Here is a 16743-nt window from a genome sequence, read left to right as displayed (position 1 = left end):
CGCATCTCCGCGACCGCGGAACAACGGGTCCTTTCGGGAGTTTGGCAGCAACACTGGCGGCAGTCGATTCGACCTTCCAGTGTCAGGACTGGATGTCCGACCGGCGGCTGCCCCGCAGGGCATCAGCAGCAGTTGCGATAACTCTCGGGATAGTTCAAAACCATGACGTCAAAACCCAGAAGAACACCGAAGATCGGATTTGACAGCGGGCCAGCGGGCGGATGGGGCTCGGCAAAATCGGTGGGAGAAATCCTTGTCCGCGAACATATCCCCCTCTCGGGCCCAGCGCTCTTGGCGCATCAGAACAAGCCGGATGGATATATGTGCGTAAGCTGCGCCTGGGCCAAACCCGCCAAGACCCATCCGCTTGAATTTTGCGAGAACGGCGCCAAGGCGACGACATGGGAGACGACAAATCAACGAGCAGATCGGGCTTTTTTCGCGGCGCATACCCTGACCGAACTCGAAAGCTGGCGCGACCACGACCTGGAGGAACAGGGGCGTCTCACCCATCCGATGCGATGGGATCCGACAGCGGATAAATATGTTCCGGTCTCGTGGGCTGCCGCTTTCGAAGAGATCGGCCGCGAATTGCGGGCGATTTCGCCGGAGAAGGTGGACTTCTATACGTCGGGCAGGGCTTCGCTCGAGACATGCTACATGTATCAGCTCTTCGCTCGCATCTTCGGCAGCAATAATCTGCCCGACTCCTCCAACATGTGTCACGAGAGTTCATCCGTCGCGCTGCCGGAAAGCATCGGCGCTTCCGTCGGCACGGCGGTTCTTTCCGACTTTCAAAATTGCGACTGCATATTCTATATCGGCCAGAATGTCGGAACGTCGTCGCCACGTCTGCTGCATGACCTTCAGGATGCGGTCGACCGTGGTGTTAAGATCGTAACCTTTAATCCGCTGAGAGAACCGGGGCTACTGCGCTTCATCAATCCGCAGGCGCCGAGCCAGATGCTGACGGGTAAGGAAACACCGATTTCCAGCGAATATTATCAAGTCAAGAACGGTGGGGACGTCGCGGCCATCTTTGGCGTCTGCAAGGCTTTGATAGAGGCCGACGACGCCCTGCATAGCTCCGGTTTCAGCAGAGTCGCTGGATCCGATGCAGTGCCCGGCGATCCTGCCAATGCGGCAGCCGTTGCCTTTGCGGCCTCGATGCGGGCGGTCGATAGAAAACACGTCCTGGACCATGATTTCATCACCGAACACACCTCCGGCTTCGAGGAGTTCGCCGCCGCCGCGCGGGGCTATCAGTGGCCAGAATTGGAACGAGTATCAGGGTTGACCCGCGAGCAGATGACGCACGCGGCCCGTACCTATGCCGCTTCCGATGCGGTTCTTATGGTCTATGGGATGGGGCTGACACAGCATGTCATGGGCGTTCAAAATGTTCAGATGGTGGTTAATCTTGCCCTGTTGCGGGGCAATATTGGCAAGCCCGGCGCCAATATCTGCGCCGTCAGAGGCCACTCCAATGTCCAGGGGCAGCGCACGGTCGGCATAACCGAAAAGCCGGGTCTTGTACCGCTGGACAAGCTGGCGGAACTTTATCATTTCGATCCGCCGCGCTGGAAGGGTCACACGACCGTCGATGTCTGCAAAGCCATTCTGGGCGGCGAAAGCCGGGCCTTCGTCGGCCTCGGCGGCAATTTCCTGCGCGCAGCCCCTGAGACGGAGGCGATGGAAGCTGCATGGCGAAAGCTACGCCTGACCGTGCAGATTGCCACTAAGCTTAACCGAAGCCATGTCATCCATGGCGAGATCGCTTACCTTCTTCCGTGTCTTGGCCGGTTGGAGATCGATAAGCAGGCAAGCGGCCCGCAGGCGGTGTCGATGGAAAGTTCGGTGGCACATTTCCACGGCTCGCGGGGCAGGGCGACGCCGGCCAGCCCGGACCTGCTGTCCGAGCCGGCCATCATCGCCGGCATCGCGAAGGCGACGTTGCCGGAAAGCCCCGTGCCTTGGGATAGCTGGGTTGCGGATTATTCCGAGATTCGCGATGCCATCGAGCGGACATATCCGGAGACCTTCAAGGGATTCAACCGGCGGCTCTTCCAGCCCGGCGGTTTTCCACGGCCGCTGCCAGCCAGGGAGCGCCGCTGGGTGACTCCGAACGGCAAGGCGAATTTCATCACTCCGCAACGCCTGTTTCCGCAGTTCGAAGGCGTTGGCGACGAACGAGTTCTTCACCTTATGACCTTACGGTCAAACGATCAGTTCAACACGACGATTTATGGTTACAGTGACCGCTTCCGGGGCATCGACGGTACGCGCCGCGTAGTTTTTGTGAACGCCGCCGATATTGCCCGGTTGGGTTTTGTCGCCGGAGACTTTGTCGATCTGTCGACGGCCATTGAGCCCGAGACTAGACGCATGATCTCCGGCTTCAGAATTGTCCCCTACGACATTCCGGTCGGATGTTGCGCAGCCTATTACCCTGAAGCCAATCCGCTCTTTCCACTCGACCACCACGACGAGAAGGCCAAAACGCCATCTTACAAGCTGCTGCCAGTCCGCCTCAGTCGATGTGAAACAGCACCACTCGAGTGAATGGCTTATAAACAGGATGATTTTAGGAGATCAGTCGGCCCAAGACCGAATTCTGTTTCACAATACATAGCTGGAGCATGATGTCATCCGAAATCCGGTCATGCGTTCGGGATCATGCTCTAGAGGATCAAGCGATGCCGGAGAAGATTTTGAAGGGGAGCCTTGGCTGGTATTCGAGCATCTTAGTTTTAATCCTTGCCATCATCTTGGCCGCCGCTATCGGTTGGCTGCGGGAGCCGAGGCAGTACCGTGTCGACCCGCCGGTAGCGGCGGCGCTGGACGGTATCCGGTTGATGGCAAACGGGATCAGCGGCGCGCCCCCGGAAATCTATTTTGCGCTCAACAAGCCTTATGAGGCGACTGGCTACGATCTAAGCCAGGGTAAGCGGCTCTACAGCTGGTTCGGTTGTGCGTCCTGTCACGGTGACGGCAGAGGCGGGGCTGGTCCGTCCTTCCTCGACGGATGGTGGCTCTATGGCCCTTCAATGGTGTCGATCGTCGCCTCCATTCGCGACGGACGGCCGCATGGGATGCCGGCCTTCAAAGACAGGATGACGATCGATCAGATCTGGCAGCTCGCCGGCTATGTCAAGACGATCGGAGCCTATTCCGCCAACCCTGTCGCCCCCGGCCGCAACGACGATCGATATACGCGCCCGGCCGAAAACCGAGCGCCCGCCGCCAAATTTTTCGAGGAAGGTCCAATCCCGCTGCATCCTCAGCAGGGGCCATCGCCGTGAAGCTCCGCTGTCTGCCGCTCGCGCTATTGATCATGCTTTCCGGGTGCAGCACTGCGCAGTCGGTACTCCACGCTCATGGTGAAGCGGCCATTGCGCTTAAGAACCTGATCATCTTCATTGCGTGGGTAGCTGCCATCATTTGGCTCGCCGTGGTGGGTTTTTTGACATTCGCGCTGGTGCCCCGCAGGAACCACTCCGCGGGCCCGGATAATCGCTCGGAGCGGACGATGACGATCGCCGTTGCGACGGCCACTGCTGCCACTGCGCTCATCATCGGCATCCTCACCGTGGCAAGTTTCTATACGACCCGCGCCTTGAACAGCGGTGGAAACGCCGATGTGACGGTCGTTGTCCGGGCCCAGCAGTGGTGGTGGCAGTTCATTTATGCCGATCACGATCAAACGCAGATATTCCAGACGGCGAACGAGCTTCACATCCCCGTGGGTAAAACCATCCGCCTTCGACTTCAGGCGGTCGATGTCATTCATTCCTTCTGGGTGCCGAGCCTCGCAGGCAAGTTGGATCTTATCCCGGGGCGAGAAAATACCCTGACTCTGCGGGCCGAAAGGCCAGGTATCTATCGTGGCCAATGCGCCGAATTCTGCGGTCTTCAGCATGGCCACATGGCCTTCGCCGTCATTGCAGAAGACGATGCGGACTATCAGCGCTGGTTGGCCAGGCAACGCCTCGATGCCGCAACGCCGACCGAAGCCGAGGCGATCGCCGGGCAAGGGGTCTTTCTGGCAAAACAGTGCGCCGCCTGTCACGCGATCCGCGGAACGTCCGCATCGGGATCAACCGGACCCGACCTCACCCATGTCGCGGGGCGGCGCACTATCGCAGCCGGCCTGCTTGAGACCACCCGCGGCTCGTTCGCCGCCTGGATTGCCGATCCCCAGACCCTGAAACCCGGAAACAACATGCCGATGGTACCGCTGACGACCGATGAGCTGCGGCAGCTTTCCGCCTACATGGAAAGTCTCCGATGAAAAAGGATCAAGCCTCAGCGGTTCCGGCCGATACCGGGCTTGCCGATGCCGAGGTCGAGCGCCAGCTTACGACAATCTGGGGCTCGCGCCCGGGTTTCTGGGGCGCCGTCGCATCCGTCGATCACAAGGTCATCGCCCGACGCTACATCGTGACGGCCTTCATCTTCCTCATCCTCGGCGGATTGCTTGCGCTCGCCATGCGCCTGCAATTGGCGCAGCCGGAAGCCCGCTTCATCAGCCCCGACCGTTACAACCAGATTTTCACCATGCACGGGTCGAACATGATGTTCCTCTTCGCCGTCCCGGTGATGGAAGCCATCGGTGTTTACTTCGTGCCTCTCATGGTCGGCACCCGCAACATCGCGTTCCCGAGGCTGAACGCCTTTTCCTATTGGGTATTCCTCTTCGGGGGAGTCCTGCTCTGGCTGTCCTTCGCGCTCGACACCGCCCCCGATGTCGGCTGGTTTGCCTACGTGCCGCTATCGGGACCCGAATATAGTGCGGGCAAACGCGCCGATATCTGGGCGCAGATGATCACCTTCACCGAACTCTCGGCGCTCGCGGTCGCCGTTGAAATCGTGGTCACCGTCTTTAAGCAACGGGCACCGGGTATGTCGTTGGACCGGATCCCGGTGCTTGTCTGGGCGATGCTTGTCATGTCGTTCCTCGTCATCATGGCCATGCCGGCGATCATGTTCGCCAGTTCGACGCTGATCCTCGACCGCCTCGTCGGAACGCAGTTCTACAACCCGGCGGAAGGGGGCGATGCGCTGCTGTGGCAGCATCTGTTCTGGTTCTTCGGCCACCCCGAGGTCTACATCATCTTTCTGCCAGCCGTCGGAATGGTGTCGACCATCCTGCCGGCGTTCGTCGGGCGTCCGCTCTTTGGTTATCTCCCGCTGGTGATGGCGATGATCGCCACCGGCGTGCTGTCGTTCGGGCTCTGGGTGCATCATATGTTTACGGTCGGGCTGCCGCGGCTCGGAGAGAGCTTTTTCACTGCGTCCAGCATGGCGATTTCCATCCCGGCCGGTATCCAGATCTTCTGCTGGCTGGCGACGATGTGGGCGGGGCGACCGGTCTTTCGAACGCCGCTGCTGTTCGTGATCGGCTTCATCGCCACATTCGTAATCGGCGGTCTGACCGGAGTCATGGTGGCGTCGGTTCCTTTTGACACCCAAGTGCACGACACCTATTTCGTCGTCGCACATTTTCATTACGTGCTGATCGGCGGCGCTGTCTTTCCCTTGATAGCCGCCATTTACTACTGGTTTCCCAAGATGACCGGCAGGATGATGAGCGAACGGCTGGGCCGTTGGGCGTTCTGGTTGATCTTCATCGGTTTTCACCTGACGTTTTTTCCGATGCATCTTCTCGGCCTGCTGGGCATGCCGCGTCGCGTCTACACTTATCAGCCCGAGCTGCCCTGGGCCGGTCTGAACCTGTTCATCAGTCTGAGTGCGGTCCTGTTGGCACTGGGCTTCCTCGTTTTCTTCGTCGACGTCGTCCGCAGCTGGCGAAACGGCCTGCCCGCCGGCCCCAATCCCTGGAAGGCAACGACCCTGGAATGGGCGACATCTTCGCCGCCGCCGTCCTATAATTTTCGCCGCATTCCCGTCGTGGATGCGCGCGAAGCGCTTTCGCCGAACGATGGCGAGCTGGCGGTTGCAAGCGGGCTGAGAACGGATCGTCGGGAGCTTCTGGTGACGAGTGTGGTCGAAGCGCTGCCGGAAGCGCGCGAGTCGTCGCCACGTGACAGCGTCTGGCCGCTCTGGGCGGCGATCGCCACAGCGGTCATGTTGATCTGGTCGATGTTCTCGCCTTGGGCCGTCGTCTGGGGCTCCATTCCGATTGCTGTCACATTGATCGGATGGTTCTGGCCAAAGGGCAGCCCGGAGGATGAATCATGAAGGATCGGATTGTGCTCGACGTCTCGAAACTGTCCCTGCACGGGATGGGCACTGCGTCTCCGACGTGGTGGGCGACGGGAGCCTTCATGCTCATCGAAGGGTCGGGCTTCGGCCTGGCGATTGCCGTCTACTTCTACCTGATGAGCCTCGCACCGCAGTGGCCGATCGATGCGCCACCGCCAGACTTGCTGGCCGGTACGTGTCTGACAGGCCTGCTTCTTATCAGCGTCATCCCTAATATGATGGTATCGCGTTGGGCAAAGCATAAGAAACTGAGAAGGGTACAGCTCGGCCTCGTGGTGATGTCGCTCTTGGGCATTGCTCCGCTTGCTTTGCGCGTTTTCGAATTTCCGGCTCTTCATATCAGTTGGGATGACAACGCCTATGGCTCGATCGTCTGGACCCTGCTCGGACTGCATACGACGCATATCCTTACCGATCTGATCGACACGCTGGTGCTGACATGTCTGATGTTTTCCCGGCACGGCGACAACGCCCGTCGTTACGGCGACGTCCAGGACAACGCGCTTTATTGGAACTTTGTCGTCATTGCCTGGCTTCCGCTCTACCTCTGCATCTATTGGGTGCCTCGCCAATGAGTGTCGCTATCGCAAGAATTTCAGGATTGACACTGTCCCCGGCCGCCTGGGCCGTAAGCACCCAGCTCGGGCAGATGCTTCCCTCCGCAGATTGCGACACGGGAACCGGATGGATCATATTCGCAACTTTTCTGTCAGCTGCTCTGGCTATGGCAGGCGCGCTGATCTCATGGCGGAGCCATCTCTCCGCTGTCTCACGCAGCGCCAGCTTCATCAGCAATGTGGGTGTCTTGTTTGGGGCCGTCTTCGCCTTTGCTCTCATTCTACAGGGGGCGGCGACGCTGCTGCTGAATCCATGCGCGCACTGATCACCTTCATCCTGATGATCCCGGTTCTGCGGTGCTCGATATGGCGTTGCTGCAGATCGATACAATAGACAAGAGAGGCGCCAATGCAGATCTCTTATGCTCGCCTTAGCTACGTCATGGCCGGTGTCGTCCTGATACTGGTCTCGATCGGCGTCGCAGCCAATATCGTCAAAGACCGGGAGAGGCGGCAGAACGTTGCCATCGCCATGACATCAGGCGACCCCACGCGGGCGGCGGAGATATTTCGCCGCTATGGATGTGTGGGATGCCACATTATCCCAGGCGTTCCCGGCGCCGACGGGAAGGTCGGCGGGCCGCTGACCGATCTACGGCAACGCGTCTACATCGGCGGCGTCGTCAACAACACGCCGGAGAACCTCGTGCAATGGATCGTTTTTCCGCAACGGTTTTCGGCGAATTCGGCCATGCCGGCAACCGGGATTTCCGAGGCCGAGGCAAGGGATCTCGCCGCCTATCTCTACGAGCAGTAACTCACGGATGCGGCGTCGGCCGAGGCGGCAGCGATTTGACATAGCGTGCAATCGCATCACGATCGCCTTGCGGGAGCTGTGCAGTGTTGATGACGACATCCGCCATTGACGAGCCAACCCGGCCATGGTCCGGCGTCTCACCGGTGCTAAGCATGAGGGCGATCTGCGCCTCAGACCAGTGGCCTATCCGGCGCGGAGTGATGTTCGGCACAAAGCCGGTGCCCTCGGGGTCCGAGCCTCCGGCAAAGCGTGTCGACGGCTTGATGGCGCCAAGCACATTCCGGGTCGAATGACAGTCGGCGCAGTGGCCGAGCGTTTCGACCAGATAAGCGCCGCGATCAGCGGCGTTGCCCCCGACCGTCGCCCCCGACTTACCCTCGCGGAAGAACAGCAGCTTCCAAAACGCAAGGAGACGGCGAAATTTGAGCGGCAGAGCCAGATCGTGTGGTGGCGGCCGTCCGGCTACCGGCGGCAACGTCTGCAGGTAGGCGTAAAGGTCTCTCACATCGTCGAGCGACATGCCGGTATAGCTTGGATAGGGGAATGCCGGATAGTAGTGCTCGCCACGGGGAGAAACGCCGGCGATCAATGCATTGGCGAGATCGGCGACCGACCACGCTCCGATTCCGTCCGTTGGATCCGGCGAGATGTTCGGCGGCCTGAATATTCCGAACGGTGAGGCGAGAGCCAGACCGCCACCTAATTTCAATCGGTCGGGCTGGCCCGGGGTCGCGTGGCAAGACGTGCAGTCGGCGGCCAAAAAAACCAATTTTCCTTTCGTTGCGTCGCCAGCCGTTAACGCGGCGGTCTTTGAATCGAAGTGCGGATCAGCATCGGTGATGTAGCGAAAGAGAAAAACCAAGGCGAAAGCGCAAGCCAGAACCCCGGCTATTAGCCCAATTGGTAGGGGCGACAACAAGCTGCGCAAGCGATGCGCTACGCCGCGAAGACAGTCATCGATAGTAGACAAACTGCTCACAATGTTCTTTCCGCCAGCTCACAGTTCACGGCGTGCCCGGCAAATCGGTCGTAGTTTCGGATATCTCCTGTTGCTGTTCGCCAGCGATCATCATCTCGCGAAGCGGCGAGCGGGATATGTTTGCCTCGATCGCCTCATGACCAGGCGTCTCGGGAAGAGCATCGCGAAAGTTCTTGGCGTAGTCTTTCGGCATCCTAGGCGGCATCATCGGCTCGTATTGGTCGACGAAGGCTTGGACGACGACAGGCCCGGCAACTGAGAAAGCTTCAGTCAAAGTCGGTTCGATCTGATCGAACTCCCGGATCGTGAAGCCGCGGCCTCCCATTGCTTCTGCGGCGAGGGCGAAATCGATCGGTGCCAACTCGCAGGCGAATTGCGGATTTCCAAGAAACATCATCTGTTCCCAGGCAATCTGATTGAGCATGCCGTTGCAAATCACCAGCAATTTCAGCGGGAGAGCGAGACGGACGGCCGTCGAGAACTCTCCGAGCTGCATGCCGAACCCGCCATCGCCGACGACCGCGTAAATCGGTCGTTTCGGATCGGCAACGCCAGCGGCGATCGCGTAAGGCAGGCCCGAGGCCATCGAGGCGAGCGCGCCCGAGACGGCGAACCGGTTCCCCGTGCCGAGATCAATATGGCGGGCCGCGAGTTCGGTGTTCTGTCCGGAATCGGCTACGAGGACACCGTCAGGTGCAATGCGATTGCCGAAGGCGCGGACCACCGCCTGCGCCTTCAAGGGCGCACTTCGCTCCGTCTCCATCATTTCCATCTTTCGGCGCCAGCCGGACATTGCTGTTTGCGCCTGTTCCAGAAACGAGCGATCCGTCTTCCTCCTCAGCCTGACATTGAGGAGCCGCAGCGTTTCCCTCGCGTCGCCCACTAGGCCAGCATCGATAGGGAAGCGCAGACCCATCCGCTGGGGGTCACTGTCGACCTGCACGCCACGGGCGGCTTCGGGTCGCGGATAATATTCGATATAGGGAAAGGAGGAGCCGACGATCAGCACGGAGTCGCATTGCTCCATGACCTCTTGCGACGGTCCAGTGCCAAGAATTCCGATTCCGCCGGTCGTCAATGGATCGTCGTCGGCGAGAGCCGTTTTGCCGAGCAAGGCTTTGGCGACCGGCGCGGCGAGCAGGTCGGCAGTCTCGCGCAATTCTTCCTGGGCGCCGACGGCGCCCCGGCCAGCGAGGATGGCAACCTTGCGGGCGCTATTCAATATCTCGGCGGCATGATCGAGCTCGCTATCGTCGGGCACTTGGCGGCCGCCGAAAAAGCGGTTCGGCACGTGTTTTGGCCGGTTGCGTTTCGAGCGCGATTTCGAGTCCATCTCCTGGATGTCGTTGGCGATGGAGAGATGCGCAACACTGCGGCGCGAAAGCGCAGAACGACAGGCAAGGCTGGCGACATTTTCCATATGCGAGGCATCACTGACATGCGCATTGTAGATAGCGACATTGTCGAAAACGCGGGTCAGGTCGACGTCCTGCTGGGTGAAGGTCTCGATCAGGTCGTGAAACTGCGTTCCGGTGATCGCAAGCACCGGCATCTGGTCGAGCTTGGCATCGTAGAGACCCGTCAGCAGATGCGTGCCTCCCGGTCCAGACGTCGCAAGGCAAACGCCGAGATTTCCGGTGAACTTGGCGTAGGCGCTCGCCATGAAGGCGGCCGATTCCTCATGCCGGACCTGGATGAAGCGGATCTGATCTTGGCGCTTGCGCAACGCCTCCATGACCCCGTTGATCCCGTCTCCAGGAAGGCCGAAGATGACCTTCACGTCCCACTCGATCAGCGTGTCTATCAGTATATCGGCGGCATTGGGCATCGAACTCGTCCTCTGCTTGTCAAAGACCGCAAACCTTTGTCGCAATGAAAGGTTCCGAGCTTGCGTCCTTGGGCCAGCACCCAAATATGCCAGGCAGATCCGCCACGGATGCAGTCACGTTCTGTGCGCCAGCCCGTAGACGAGGATCATGGTGTAAAGCAGGAAGGCGATGGCGGCCACGGTCGCGATCAAGATGACCGCAATCCGCCCACCTGAAAGGCTATTTCGCTGTTGTTCAGCGCTGGTACGGGTTGCCTGAATGGGATCGTTTTCGGGCCTGTCCATCAGGGCTTCACTTCCGTCGAAATCTTTACAGGCTCGTCATTTCTGCCGCTTGCGTTAAACGAGATTATTGAGCCGCAAACGATCAAAAGCCCGACTAACGTGATGGCGCCGATGTAGATGATCAAAGCCCGACCGTCCGATTGCTGGTTCATCTGCCTCTCCCTTGGTTCGCCAAACCAAAGAACAACGGCAATGTTCCCGCCAGATGGCCCTATCGCGTCTTTTTGCTTTCCCTGCAGCCATCGACTACAATCGACGTCGGCCCCTGACGTATGCAGCGCATGACTTCCGTCAGCAATGTCGCCGGCTCGCACGGTTTTTCCAACCACACGCCTTCGGAAAATGATAAGGCATCCGGGTGCATCTTCCGCTGAGCACCGGTGTAAACGATGAATGGGATATTGCGGTCGCGCAAAGATCTGGCAATCGCTCCAGCGACCCCGTCCGTCAATTCGATGTCCATCACCACGAGATCGGGATCGTTCGCTGTCAGCCACTCTTCGGCTGCTCGACAAGACGACACTGTCTCTATCCGATCGAAGCCGGCGCCATGAAGGATGTCTTCCACGTCCATCGCGATGAAAATCTCATCCTCCATCAGAAGGATGGACGTCGTCCCTGCAACGTTCATGGCCAAACTCCTAAAATACAGGGTGATACAATAAACCTTTCCGGCCAAAATGCAGGGATCGTGCGCTATCGCACCGTCATCTCACCTGAGCATCTGTTGCGGCATGTCGGTTATCAAATATCAGTACCATCGCGATCCTTCATCGTTTCGATCTTCTGAGAGGCTTAATCAGTCGCTCATATTCCTCCTCAGATTTTCCATAGGTGTCGGAAGCTCCGCTCCAGCGCGAGACGATCTCTGCCTCTTGCCCGCGTCATGTTGAGGCACGCTATCGCCTGGAACTTTCCCTCGTGAGATCGGTTCGGCACCGTGCCGCGAGAGACCGCGGGGCCGAAATCGAACGGAGGTTTCAATGACAACCGCAACTACAACGACCGATCATTCGGCAATTCGCAAATGGGTGGAAGCGCGCAAGGGACAACCCTCCCGTGTCAAAGGCGCCAAGCAAGGTGGCATACTGCGGATTGACTTCGGAGAGCCGGAAGAGAACCTGGAAAAGATCTCCTGGGACGAATTCTTCGCCATTTTCGATGAAAACGAGCTGGCCTTTCTTTATCAGGACAAGACCGAGGATGGGACAAGCCGGTTCAACAAATTCGTCAGTCGAAAATGATTGGCTGACATCGTCGAATAGGCCGTGCTGCCATCTCTATGTTCGCCAGGAGCTAAGGCGCGCCGGTGACGCGCCAGATCGTATCACCGACGTCGTCGGCGATTAACAGCGCCCCGGCCTTGTCGACGGCAAGTCCGACCGGCCGGCCGTGTGTTTCGTCCTCGCCTCGCAGGAAGCCGGTGACGACATCCTCCGGTTTGCCGCTCGGACGCCCGTCCTTGAAGGGCACATAGACTACCTTGTAGCCGTTGAATTGATAACGGTTCCAGCTTCCATGTTCGCCGATGAACGCTCCGCCTTGATATTGCGCCGGCAGATTTTGGGCGGTGTAAAACACCATGCCGAGAGGCGCGACATGGGAGCTCAGCGCGTAGTCGGGAATGGTCGCTTTGGCGACAAGGTCAGGCCGTTGCGGCTCGACCCGCGGGTCGACATTCTGGCCGAAATAGCTGTAGGGCCATCCGTAAAAGCCGCCATCCTTGACCGACGTCATGTAGTCCGGAACCAGATTGGGGCCGAGTTCATCACGTTCGTTGACCACGGTCCAAAGAGCATGGGTCTGTGGTTCCCAGCTCAATCCGTTGGGATTGCGCAAGCCGTCTGCAAAAATGCGGTGGCGTCCCGTCTGTCTGTCGACCTCCCAGATCGACGCACGATCCTTCTCCGCCTCCAAGCCATTCTCTGTGATATTGCTGTTCGAACCGACGCCGACATAGAGCAACCTGCCGTCCTCACTGGCAACGAGGCTCTTCGTCCAGTGGTGGTCGATCGGTCCACCAGGAAGTTCCGTCAGTACCGTGCCCGGCGCGCTGATCTTGGTTTCACCCGATTGATAGGGATAACGGATGATCGCGTCGGTCGCCGCAACATAGAGATCGCTGTCGACAAGCGCCACGCCGAATGGCGAGTTGAGATGATCGAGAAAAGTCTCCTTGACCTCGGCCACGCCATCACCGTCGGCATCGCGAAGCAAAGTGATGCGGTTGCTCCCTTCGGTGCTCGCCTTGCCGCCTGACGTTGCCATTGCCTCAATCCATCCCATGATAAGGTCCTTCGGACGCTTGATGGCCGCCTCCGGCGGCGCGACCGATTCGATTGCGAGAATGTCGCCATTCGGCAGCAGGTAGACGGCACGAGGATGCTTCAGTCCTGTGGCGAAAGCCTTGATCTGAAGGCCCTTCGGAACCACTGGCGTCTCGTTTTCATTCCACCCGACGACCGAGGCGATGTGCATCGGCGGAAGGAGATATTGCGATTGTGCGGGCAGTTTCGGATTGGCACCGATTTCGCTGCTAGGATCGGCTTCATCCTCGCTGCAGGCTGCCAGGCCGAGGCTGCAACCGCAAAGCAGCGAGAAGGCCAGGGCACGGAGTTTGTTTGAGAGAAGAGATCGGCTCATCACGCAATGACCTTAAAATACCGCCGCTGAACCATTCGCCCAAGAACCGCATTGATGACAATGACGACCACCGTCACCGCCGACAGCGTCAGACCGGTCGGAACCACGGATGTCCATGCGTCGCGGCTGTGAACGAAGGCGTTGAAGAGCGCGAGTATGAAGGCTGCCAGATTGCCGAGCGTATAGAACACTCCGATGCCCCATCTCAACGACAGCTGTCCTGTCACGATATCGGCAATGCCTCCGATTGCGGCAATTCCGCCAAGCAGCAGCCCGGCGGTCAGCAGCCACGACGAAAAATTGGTCCACATCATCTCTGCCGTCCGCCAATAGGCGATATCCGTGGCCAACGCTCCGACAAAACAGGCCGCTGAAAAATGAAGTGGGATAGCGCGAAACGGGTGAGAATAGATGAGTACGCGCGAAGAAGGAGTTGGATAGGTCATGTCTTGGATCCACATGAGGCGCTCAGGTGCAGCTAACCCTCACCATTGCGAATTGTTCCCGTAAAGGGTGTCGCGGATCGAGCAACCGCGCGGTGGCGCGGGTCCTTGAGAGGTGTAAAGCGCGCCTTGCGCTTTGAAGTCCGACATAATCTGATGTTTAATCATTGCGACTGAGAAGAGTCATGCCGAGGGTTCAAATCGCGTTTGGCTCTGCCTTGGTGTGCTACCTGGAGGGCGGATTGTCCGAGGTCCTGATCTCGATGCCGTCTTGGCGCTCCCCAATCCAACGCTGAGACCGACTGCTCCGGCTCACGCTCTCCATCTGAAAATAACCCTCGTCGCCTGGCCACTTCCACCGGAAAGGGGCTGCCGACGAGGGGTAGCCGACGGGCCGTCATTCGAGTGGTTTCGGCCATCGAAACCGTCAGGCCCTCTTGTTCACGGCGAACAGGGTCGCGCAGACTTCGAACCGTCTGTACGGTATGGCACAGTGTATTGCTCAACGATTCTAGATGGTTAGGTTCGCAGCAGCAACGGGCGAAGGACGGCCGCATGTGGACGAAACATGGATGACGAGCAATTGAATTTTAGAAATGAGCTGTTGCGGGCTTTGGGCCCACAAGAGCGCGATCTGATCGTGCCTCATCTGGAGCCAATCACTCTCGATGTCCCCTTGATGCTTGAGATGGAGAATACGCCGGTCGGCGACATCTATATCCCCGAGTCTGGGCTTGCATCGATCGTGGCAAGATTTCCAGGCGGGCGCGATATCGAAGTGGGCATCGTCGGCCGGGAGGGAATGACAGGTGCCGCCGTGATGCTCGGCGGTGATCAATCCGCCAACCGGACATTCATGCAGATCTCAGGCCATGGCTTCAAATTGCCGGCACCCATCCTTTCCGCGGCCATGGAAGAAAGCCGCGCCTTGCGCAGCCTGCTTCTCGCCTATGTCCAGACGCTGCTTGCGCAAACGACGTCGACGGTGCTGGCCAATGGTCACGCCAAACTCGAAGAGCGGCTCGCGCGGTGGTTGTTGATGGTCCATGACCGGACGGACGGCATGACGATATCCCTGACGCACGAGTTTCTCGCCGTGATGCTGGGGGTCCGCCGCGCCGGAGTGACGGTTGCGTTGCATCTGCTGGAAGGCAAAGGTCTGATCAGGTCCACCCGAAGGCAGATCGTCATTCTTAACAGGCGCGGATTGATCGAAGAGGCGCATGGCTCCTACGGCGCGGCGGAGGAGGAATATCGACGGCTGATCGGCAGTCCACTTGGGCGCTGAGTGATCTTTTGATCAAGACTGGCGTGATCGGCGTTCAGCGGCGGCGCTTGCGGACAGATGCCAGGCGACCCACCGAAAGCAATTTGTTCTGGTCTGCCACTCCATGTCGGTAAAGGCTGATCAGCAAAGCCGCGATCTCCTGCGTCTCAGGCGCTCGCAGAGGCTTTCCCGTCTCGCGACATATGGTGTTCAAAATCGCCTGCAGATGACTGAGGTCAGCTGAATCAAGGGCCATCAAGTGAGCAGACTGAGAATCGAGCATAGTGCCTTTCCTCGAATAAAGGCTTCGAATTATGCAGCCATCATCATGAGGTCCGCACACATCAAGCGCAACGCTGCGTACGCAAGCGCACGGATCTAGTGATAATAACCCGAACCGGGTCCGAACAATGCGGCGACGATCGCGTTGATATCGCCAGGGCGATCGCTGAGGACAAAGCCGGCTGAGAGCGCTTCGGAACGATGCCCTTGCGCGAAGACGAAGGGTATTCGCCGCATCTCCAGCCATTCGTTCATTGTCAGCATCGCCTGGTCGGGGATGGTGACGTCGATGATCGCGGCGTCGTATGGCAAGGTTTCATCTGAGCTATGCATCGCGACCACATCGACGCTGCTGATGACGACCACAGCTTGGCGGGCGGCCCATGCCTCTTTGACGCCATCTGAGACAAAGCCCGGGCCTCCGATGATGACGATCGTCTTTCCAGCGACCGGACTGAGCGATTTCATAGCGGACGCCTGCAAAAGTCGGTTGGACCGTGATCATGCCGCCAAATGGCATTTCAGGCCGCTCTGGCAGGGCTGTGGGTATCATATTCAAGCTTGCCGTACCACGTTCATTTAATCCGCCGAACCCGATCGTGCCGCGTTGGTTCCCTGGCCGACGGCAAGGTGAAAGGGATCCGGACTCGTACGGTTCCGCACCAGCGGTTGAAATCGAAAATTTGGAATTTTAGGATCGCCTCATATGCTTGGGAGGAACACGATGACGCAGCACTCTGGAATTACGAAGCCGGCTCTGCAGCCTGGTGATATCGCCATGTTGCAGGCTGTTTTGCAGGGATGGTGTCAAGAGAAGTCATATGGCATTTCCAGTCCGGCGGCGCAGCATGTCGCGAGGGAACTTGTATCTTGGTTCGAGTGCGGCATTCGAGACCAGCGCAAACTCAGTGGCCTGATGCGATATATGCATATGGATTTCGACAGCGTATCGACTTCGACGAAAACACCGCATTGCGAAACGCTGCGTACTGCCGTCAATATTGGCTTAACCAGTGTGCTATGATGGACAGACTTCTCTATTTCAAGGCGATCGCCGCGGATCCGGCCGCGCTCGATGCCGTCGATCGGCAGATTGTCGTGGGGCAGATCGTTGATGAACTTCAGGAAATCTGCGATGGCGACGCTGCAGGCGGCGGTGCCGGTCGATACCCGGCGCTCATTCGTCTGCTTCAGACGATCCGCGCTTCGATGCTATCGATCGCCAGAGCCGACGACGAGTGTTGGCAGAGGATCGTTGATGAGCTCCTACAACTTCGCGCGACAATGGTCGATTTGAAGGGCGGCCAGAGCAGCAGGATTTCCCATTGAGGCGCCTAAAACAGTCGTGGGCAGGACCTCTTGATCGTCCTCCGCTATCTTCGAACCGAGACAGCAGGCGAATATTTCTAAGGAACTG

19 protein-coding genes are annotated in these 16743 nt (G+C 58.8%); 10 read left to right on the top strand and 9 right to left on the bottom strand.

Going from position 1 to position 16743, the window contains the following annotated elements; translation table 11 throughout:
- Positions 1-162 precede the first annotated feature (162 nt).
- From N1937_RS17760 to N1937_RS17735, 6 genes are all read left to right on the top strand, one after another.
- Positions 163-2562 (top strand): FdhF/YdeP family oxidoreductase, encoded by a 2400-nt coding sequence (locus tag N1937_RS17760; protein WP_222296020.1) that lies wholly within the window; start codon positions 163-165, stop codon positions 2560-2562.
- A 134-nt stretch (positions 2563-2696) separates the two neighbouring features.
- The gene (locus tag N1937_RS17755) at positions 2697-3302 is read left to right on the top strand and encodes a c-type cytochrome (protein WP_162115708.1); all 606 of its coding nucleotides are present in this window, start codon (positions 2697-2699) and stop codon (positions 3300-3302) included.
- Positions 3299-4291, top strand: coding sequence for a cytochrome c oxidase subunit II (gene coxB, locus N1937_RS17750; RefSeq protein ID WP_260056638.1), 993 nt, complete (start codon positions 3299-3301; stop codon positions 4289-4291). The genes N1937_RS17755 and coxB overlap by 4 nt, the downstream gene beginning before the upstream one ends.
- Positions 4288-6201: a cytochrome c oxidase subunit I gene (gene ctaD, locus N1937_RS17745; RefSeq protein ID WP_170258596.1), complete on the top strand. Its 1914-nt coding sequence runs from the start codon at positions 4288-4290 to the stop codon at positions 6199-6201. Before coxB ends, ctaD begins: the two co-directional genes overlap by 4 nt.
- Entirely contained in the window at positions 6198-6800 is a 603-nt protein-coding gene (locus N1937_RS17740; RefSeq protein WP_162115705.1) for a cytochrome c oxidase subunit 3, read from the top strand. Before ctaD ends, N1937_RS17740 begins: the two co-directional genes overlap by 4 nt.
- A gap of 391 nt (positions 6801-7191) precedes the next feature.
- The gene (locus tag N1937_RS17735) at positions 7192-7599 is read left to right on the top strand and encodes a c-type cytochrome (RefSeq protein WP_017967250.1); all 408 of its coding nucleotides are present in this window, start codon (positions 7192-7194) and stop codon (positions 7597-7599) included.
- 1 nt (position 7600) lies between these two features.
- On the opposite strand, the gene N1937_RS17730 is transcribed toward N1937_RS17735, so the two are convergent.
- The 5 genes from N1937_RS17730 to N1937_RS17710 form a co-directional block, all read right to left on the bottom strand.
- Positions 7601-8461 (bottom strand): c-type cytochrome, encoded by an 861-nt coding sequence (locus N1937_RS17730; RefSeq protein WP_017967251.1) that lies wholly within the window; start codon positions 8459-8461, stop codon positions 7601-7603.
- A gap of 142 nt (positions 8462-8603) precedes the next feature.
- Complete coding sequence (locus tag N1937_RS17725; protein ID WP_170258594.1) at positions 8604-10406, bottom strand: thiamine pyrophosphate-binding protein; 1803 nt, start codon at positions 10404-10406, stop codon at positions 8604-8606.
- 114 nt (positions 10407-10520) lie between these two features.
- Entirely contained in the window at positions 10521-10691 is a 171-nt protein-coding gene (locus tag N1937_RS17720; protein WP_168724663.1) for a hypothetical protein, read from the bottom strand.
- Positions 10691-10843, bottom strand: coding sequence for a hypothetical protein (locus N1937_RS17715; protein ID WP_168724662.1), 153 nt, complete (start codon positions 10841-10843; stop codon positions 10691-10693). Before N1937_RS17715 ends, N1937_RS17720 begins: the two co-directional genes overlap by 1 nt.
- A 59-nt stretch (positions 10844-10902) precedes the next feature.
- Positions 10903-11322 (bottom strand): response regulator, encoded by a 420-nt coding sequence (locus tag N1937_RS17710; protein ID WP_017967255.1) that lies wholly within the window; start codon positions 11320-11322, stop codon positions 10903-10905.
- A gap of 352 nt (positions 11323-11674) precedes the next feature.
- Between N1937_RS17710 and N1937_RS17705 the strand changes: the two genes are divergently transcribed.
- The gene (locus tag N1937_RS17705; RefSeq protein ID WP_017967256.1) at positions 11675-11935 is read left to right on the top strand and encodes a hypothetical protein; all 261 of its coding nucleotides are present in this window, start codon (positions 11675-11677) and stop codon (positions 11933-11935) included.
- Positions 11936-11987: 52 nt separating this feature from the next.
- Here N1937_RS17705 and N1937_RS17700 read toward each other — a convergent pair whose 3' ends face one another.
- Positions 11988-13334, bottom strand: a complete 1347-nt coding sequence (locus N1937_RS17700) for a PQQ-dependent sugar dehydrogenase (RefSeq protein WP_260056637.1) — start codon at positions 13332-13334, stop codon at positions 11988-11990.
- Positions 13334-13780: a DUF2231 domain-containing protein gene (locus tag N1937_RS17695; protein WP_246709597.1), complete on the bottom strand. Its 447-nt coding sequence runs from the start codon at positions 13778-13780 to the stop codon at positions 13334-13336. The genes N1937_RS17700 and N1937_RS17695 overlap by 1 nt, the downstream gene beginning before the upstream one ends.
- Before the next feature lie 565 nt (positions 13781-14345).
- Here N1937_RS17695 and N1937_RS17690 point away from each other — a divergent pair.
- Entirely contained in the window at positions 14346-15065 is a 720-nt protein-coding gene (locus N1937_RS17690; RefSeq protein ID WP_162115701.1) for a Crp/Fnr family transcriptional regulator, read from the top strand.
- 34 nt (positions 15066-15099) lie between these two features.
- Here the strand turns inward: N1937_RS17690 and N1937_RS17685 are convergent, their stop codons facing one another.
- Both N1937_RS17685 and N1937_RS17680 read right to left on the bottom strand, forming a co-directional pair.
- Positions 15100-15327, bottom strand: a complete 228-nt coding sequence (locus tag N1937_RS17685) for a hypothetical protein (protein WP_162115700.1) — start codon at positions 15325-15327, stop codon at positions 15100-15102.
- 95 nt (positions 15328-15422) lie between these two features.
- On the bottom strand, positions 15423-15794 hold the full coding sequence (locus N1937_RS17680) for a hypothetical protein (RefSeq protein ID WP_017967262.1): 372 nt from the start codon (positions 15792-15794) through the stop codon (positions 15423-15425).
- A 256-nt stretch (positions 15795-16050) separates the two neighbouring features.
- On the opposite strand from N1937_RS17680, the gene N1937_RS17675 reads away from it, so the two are divergent.
- A complete protein-coding gene (locus tag N1937_RS17675; protein WP_017967263.1) occupies positions 16051-16350 on the top strand; it encodes a hypothetical protein in 300 nt (99 codons plus the stop codon).
- On the top strand, positions 16299-16655 hold the full coding sequence (locus tag N1937_RS17670) for a hypothetical protein (protein WP_260056636.1): 357 nt from the start codon (positions 16299-16301) through the stop codon (positions 16653-16655). The genes N1937_RS17675 and N1937_RS17670 overlap by 52 nt, the downstream gene beginning before the upstream one ends.
- Positions 16656-16743 lie beyond the last annotated feature (88 nt).

It is taken from the genome of Rhizobium sp. WSM4643, from assembly GCF_025152745.1.
Taxonomy (GTDB): domain Bacteria; phylum Pseudomonadota; class Alphaproteobacteria; order Rhizobiales; family Rhizobiaceae; genus Rhizobium; species Rhizobium leguminosarum_I.
Note: the sequence above shows the minus strand (reverse complement) of the source record. Positions and strands in the feature narration are given on the sequence as shown.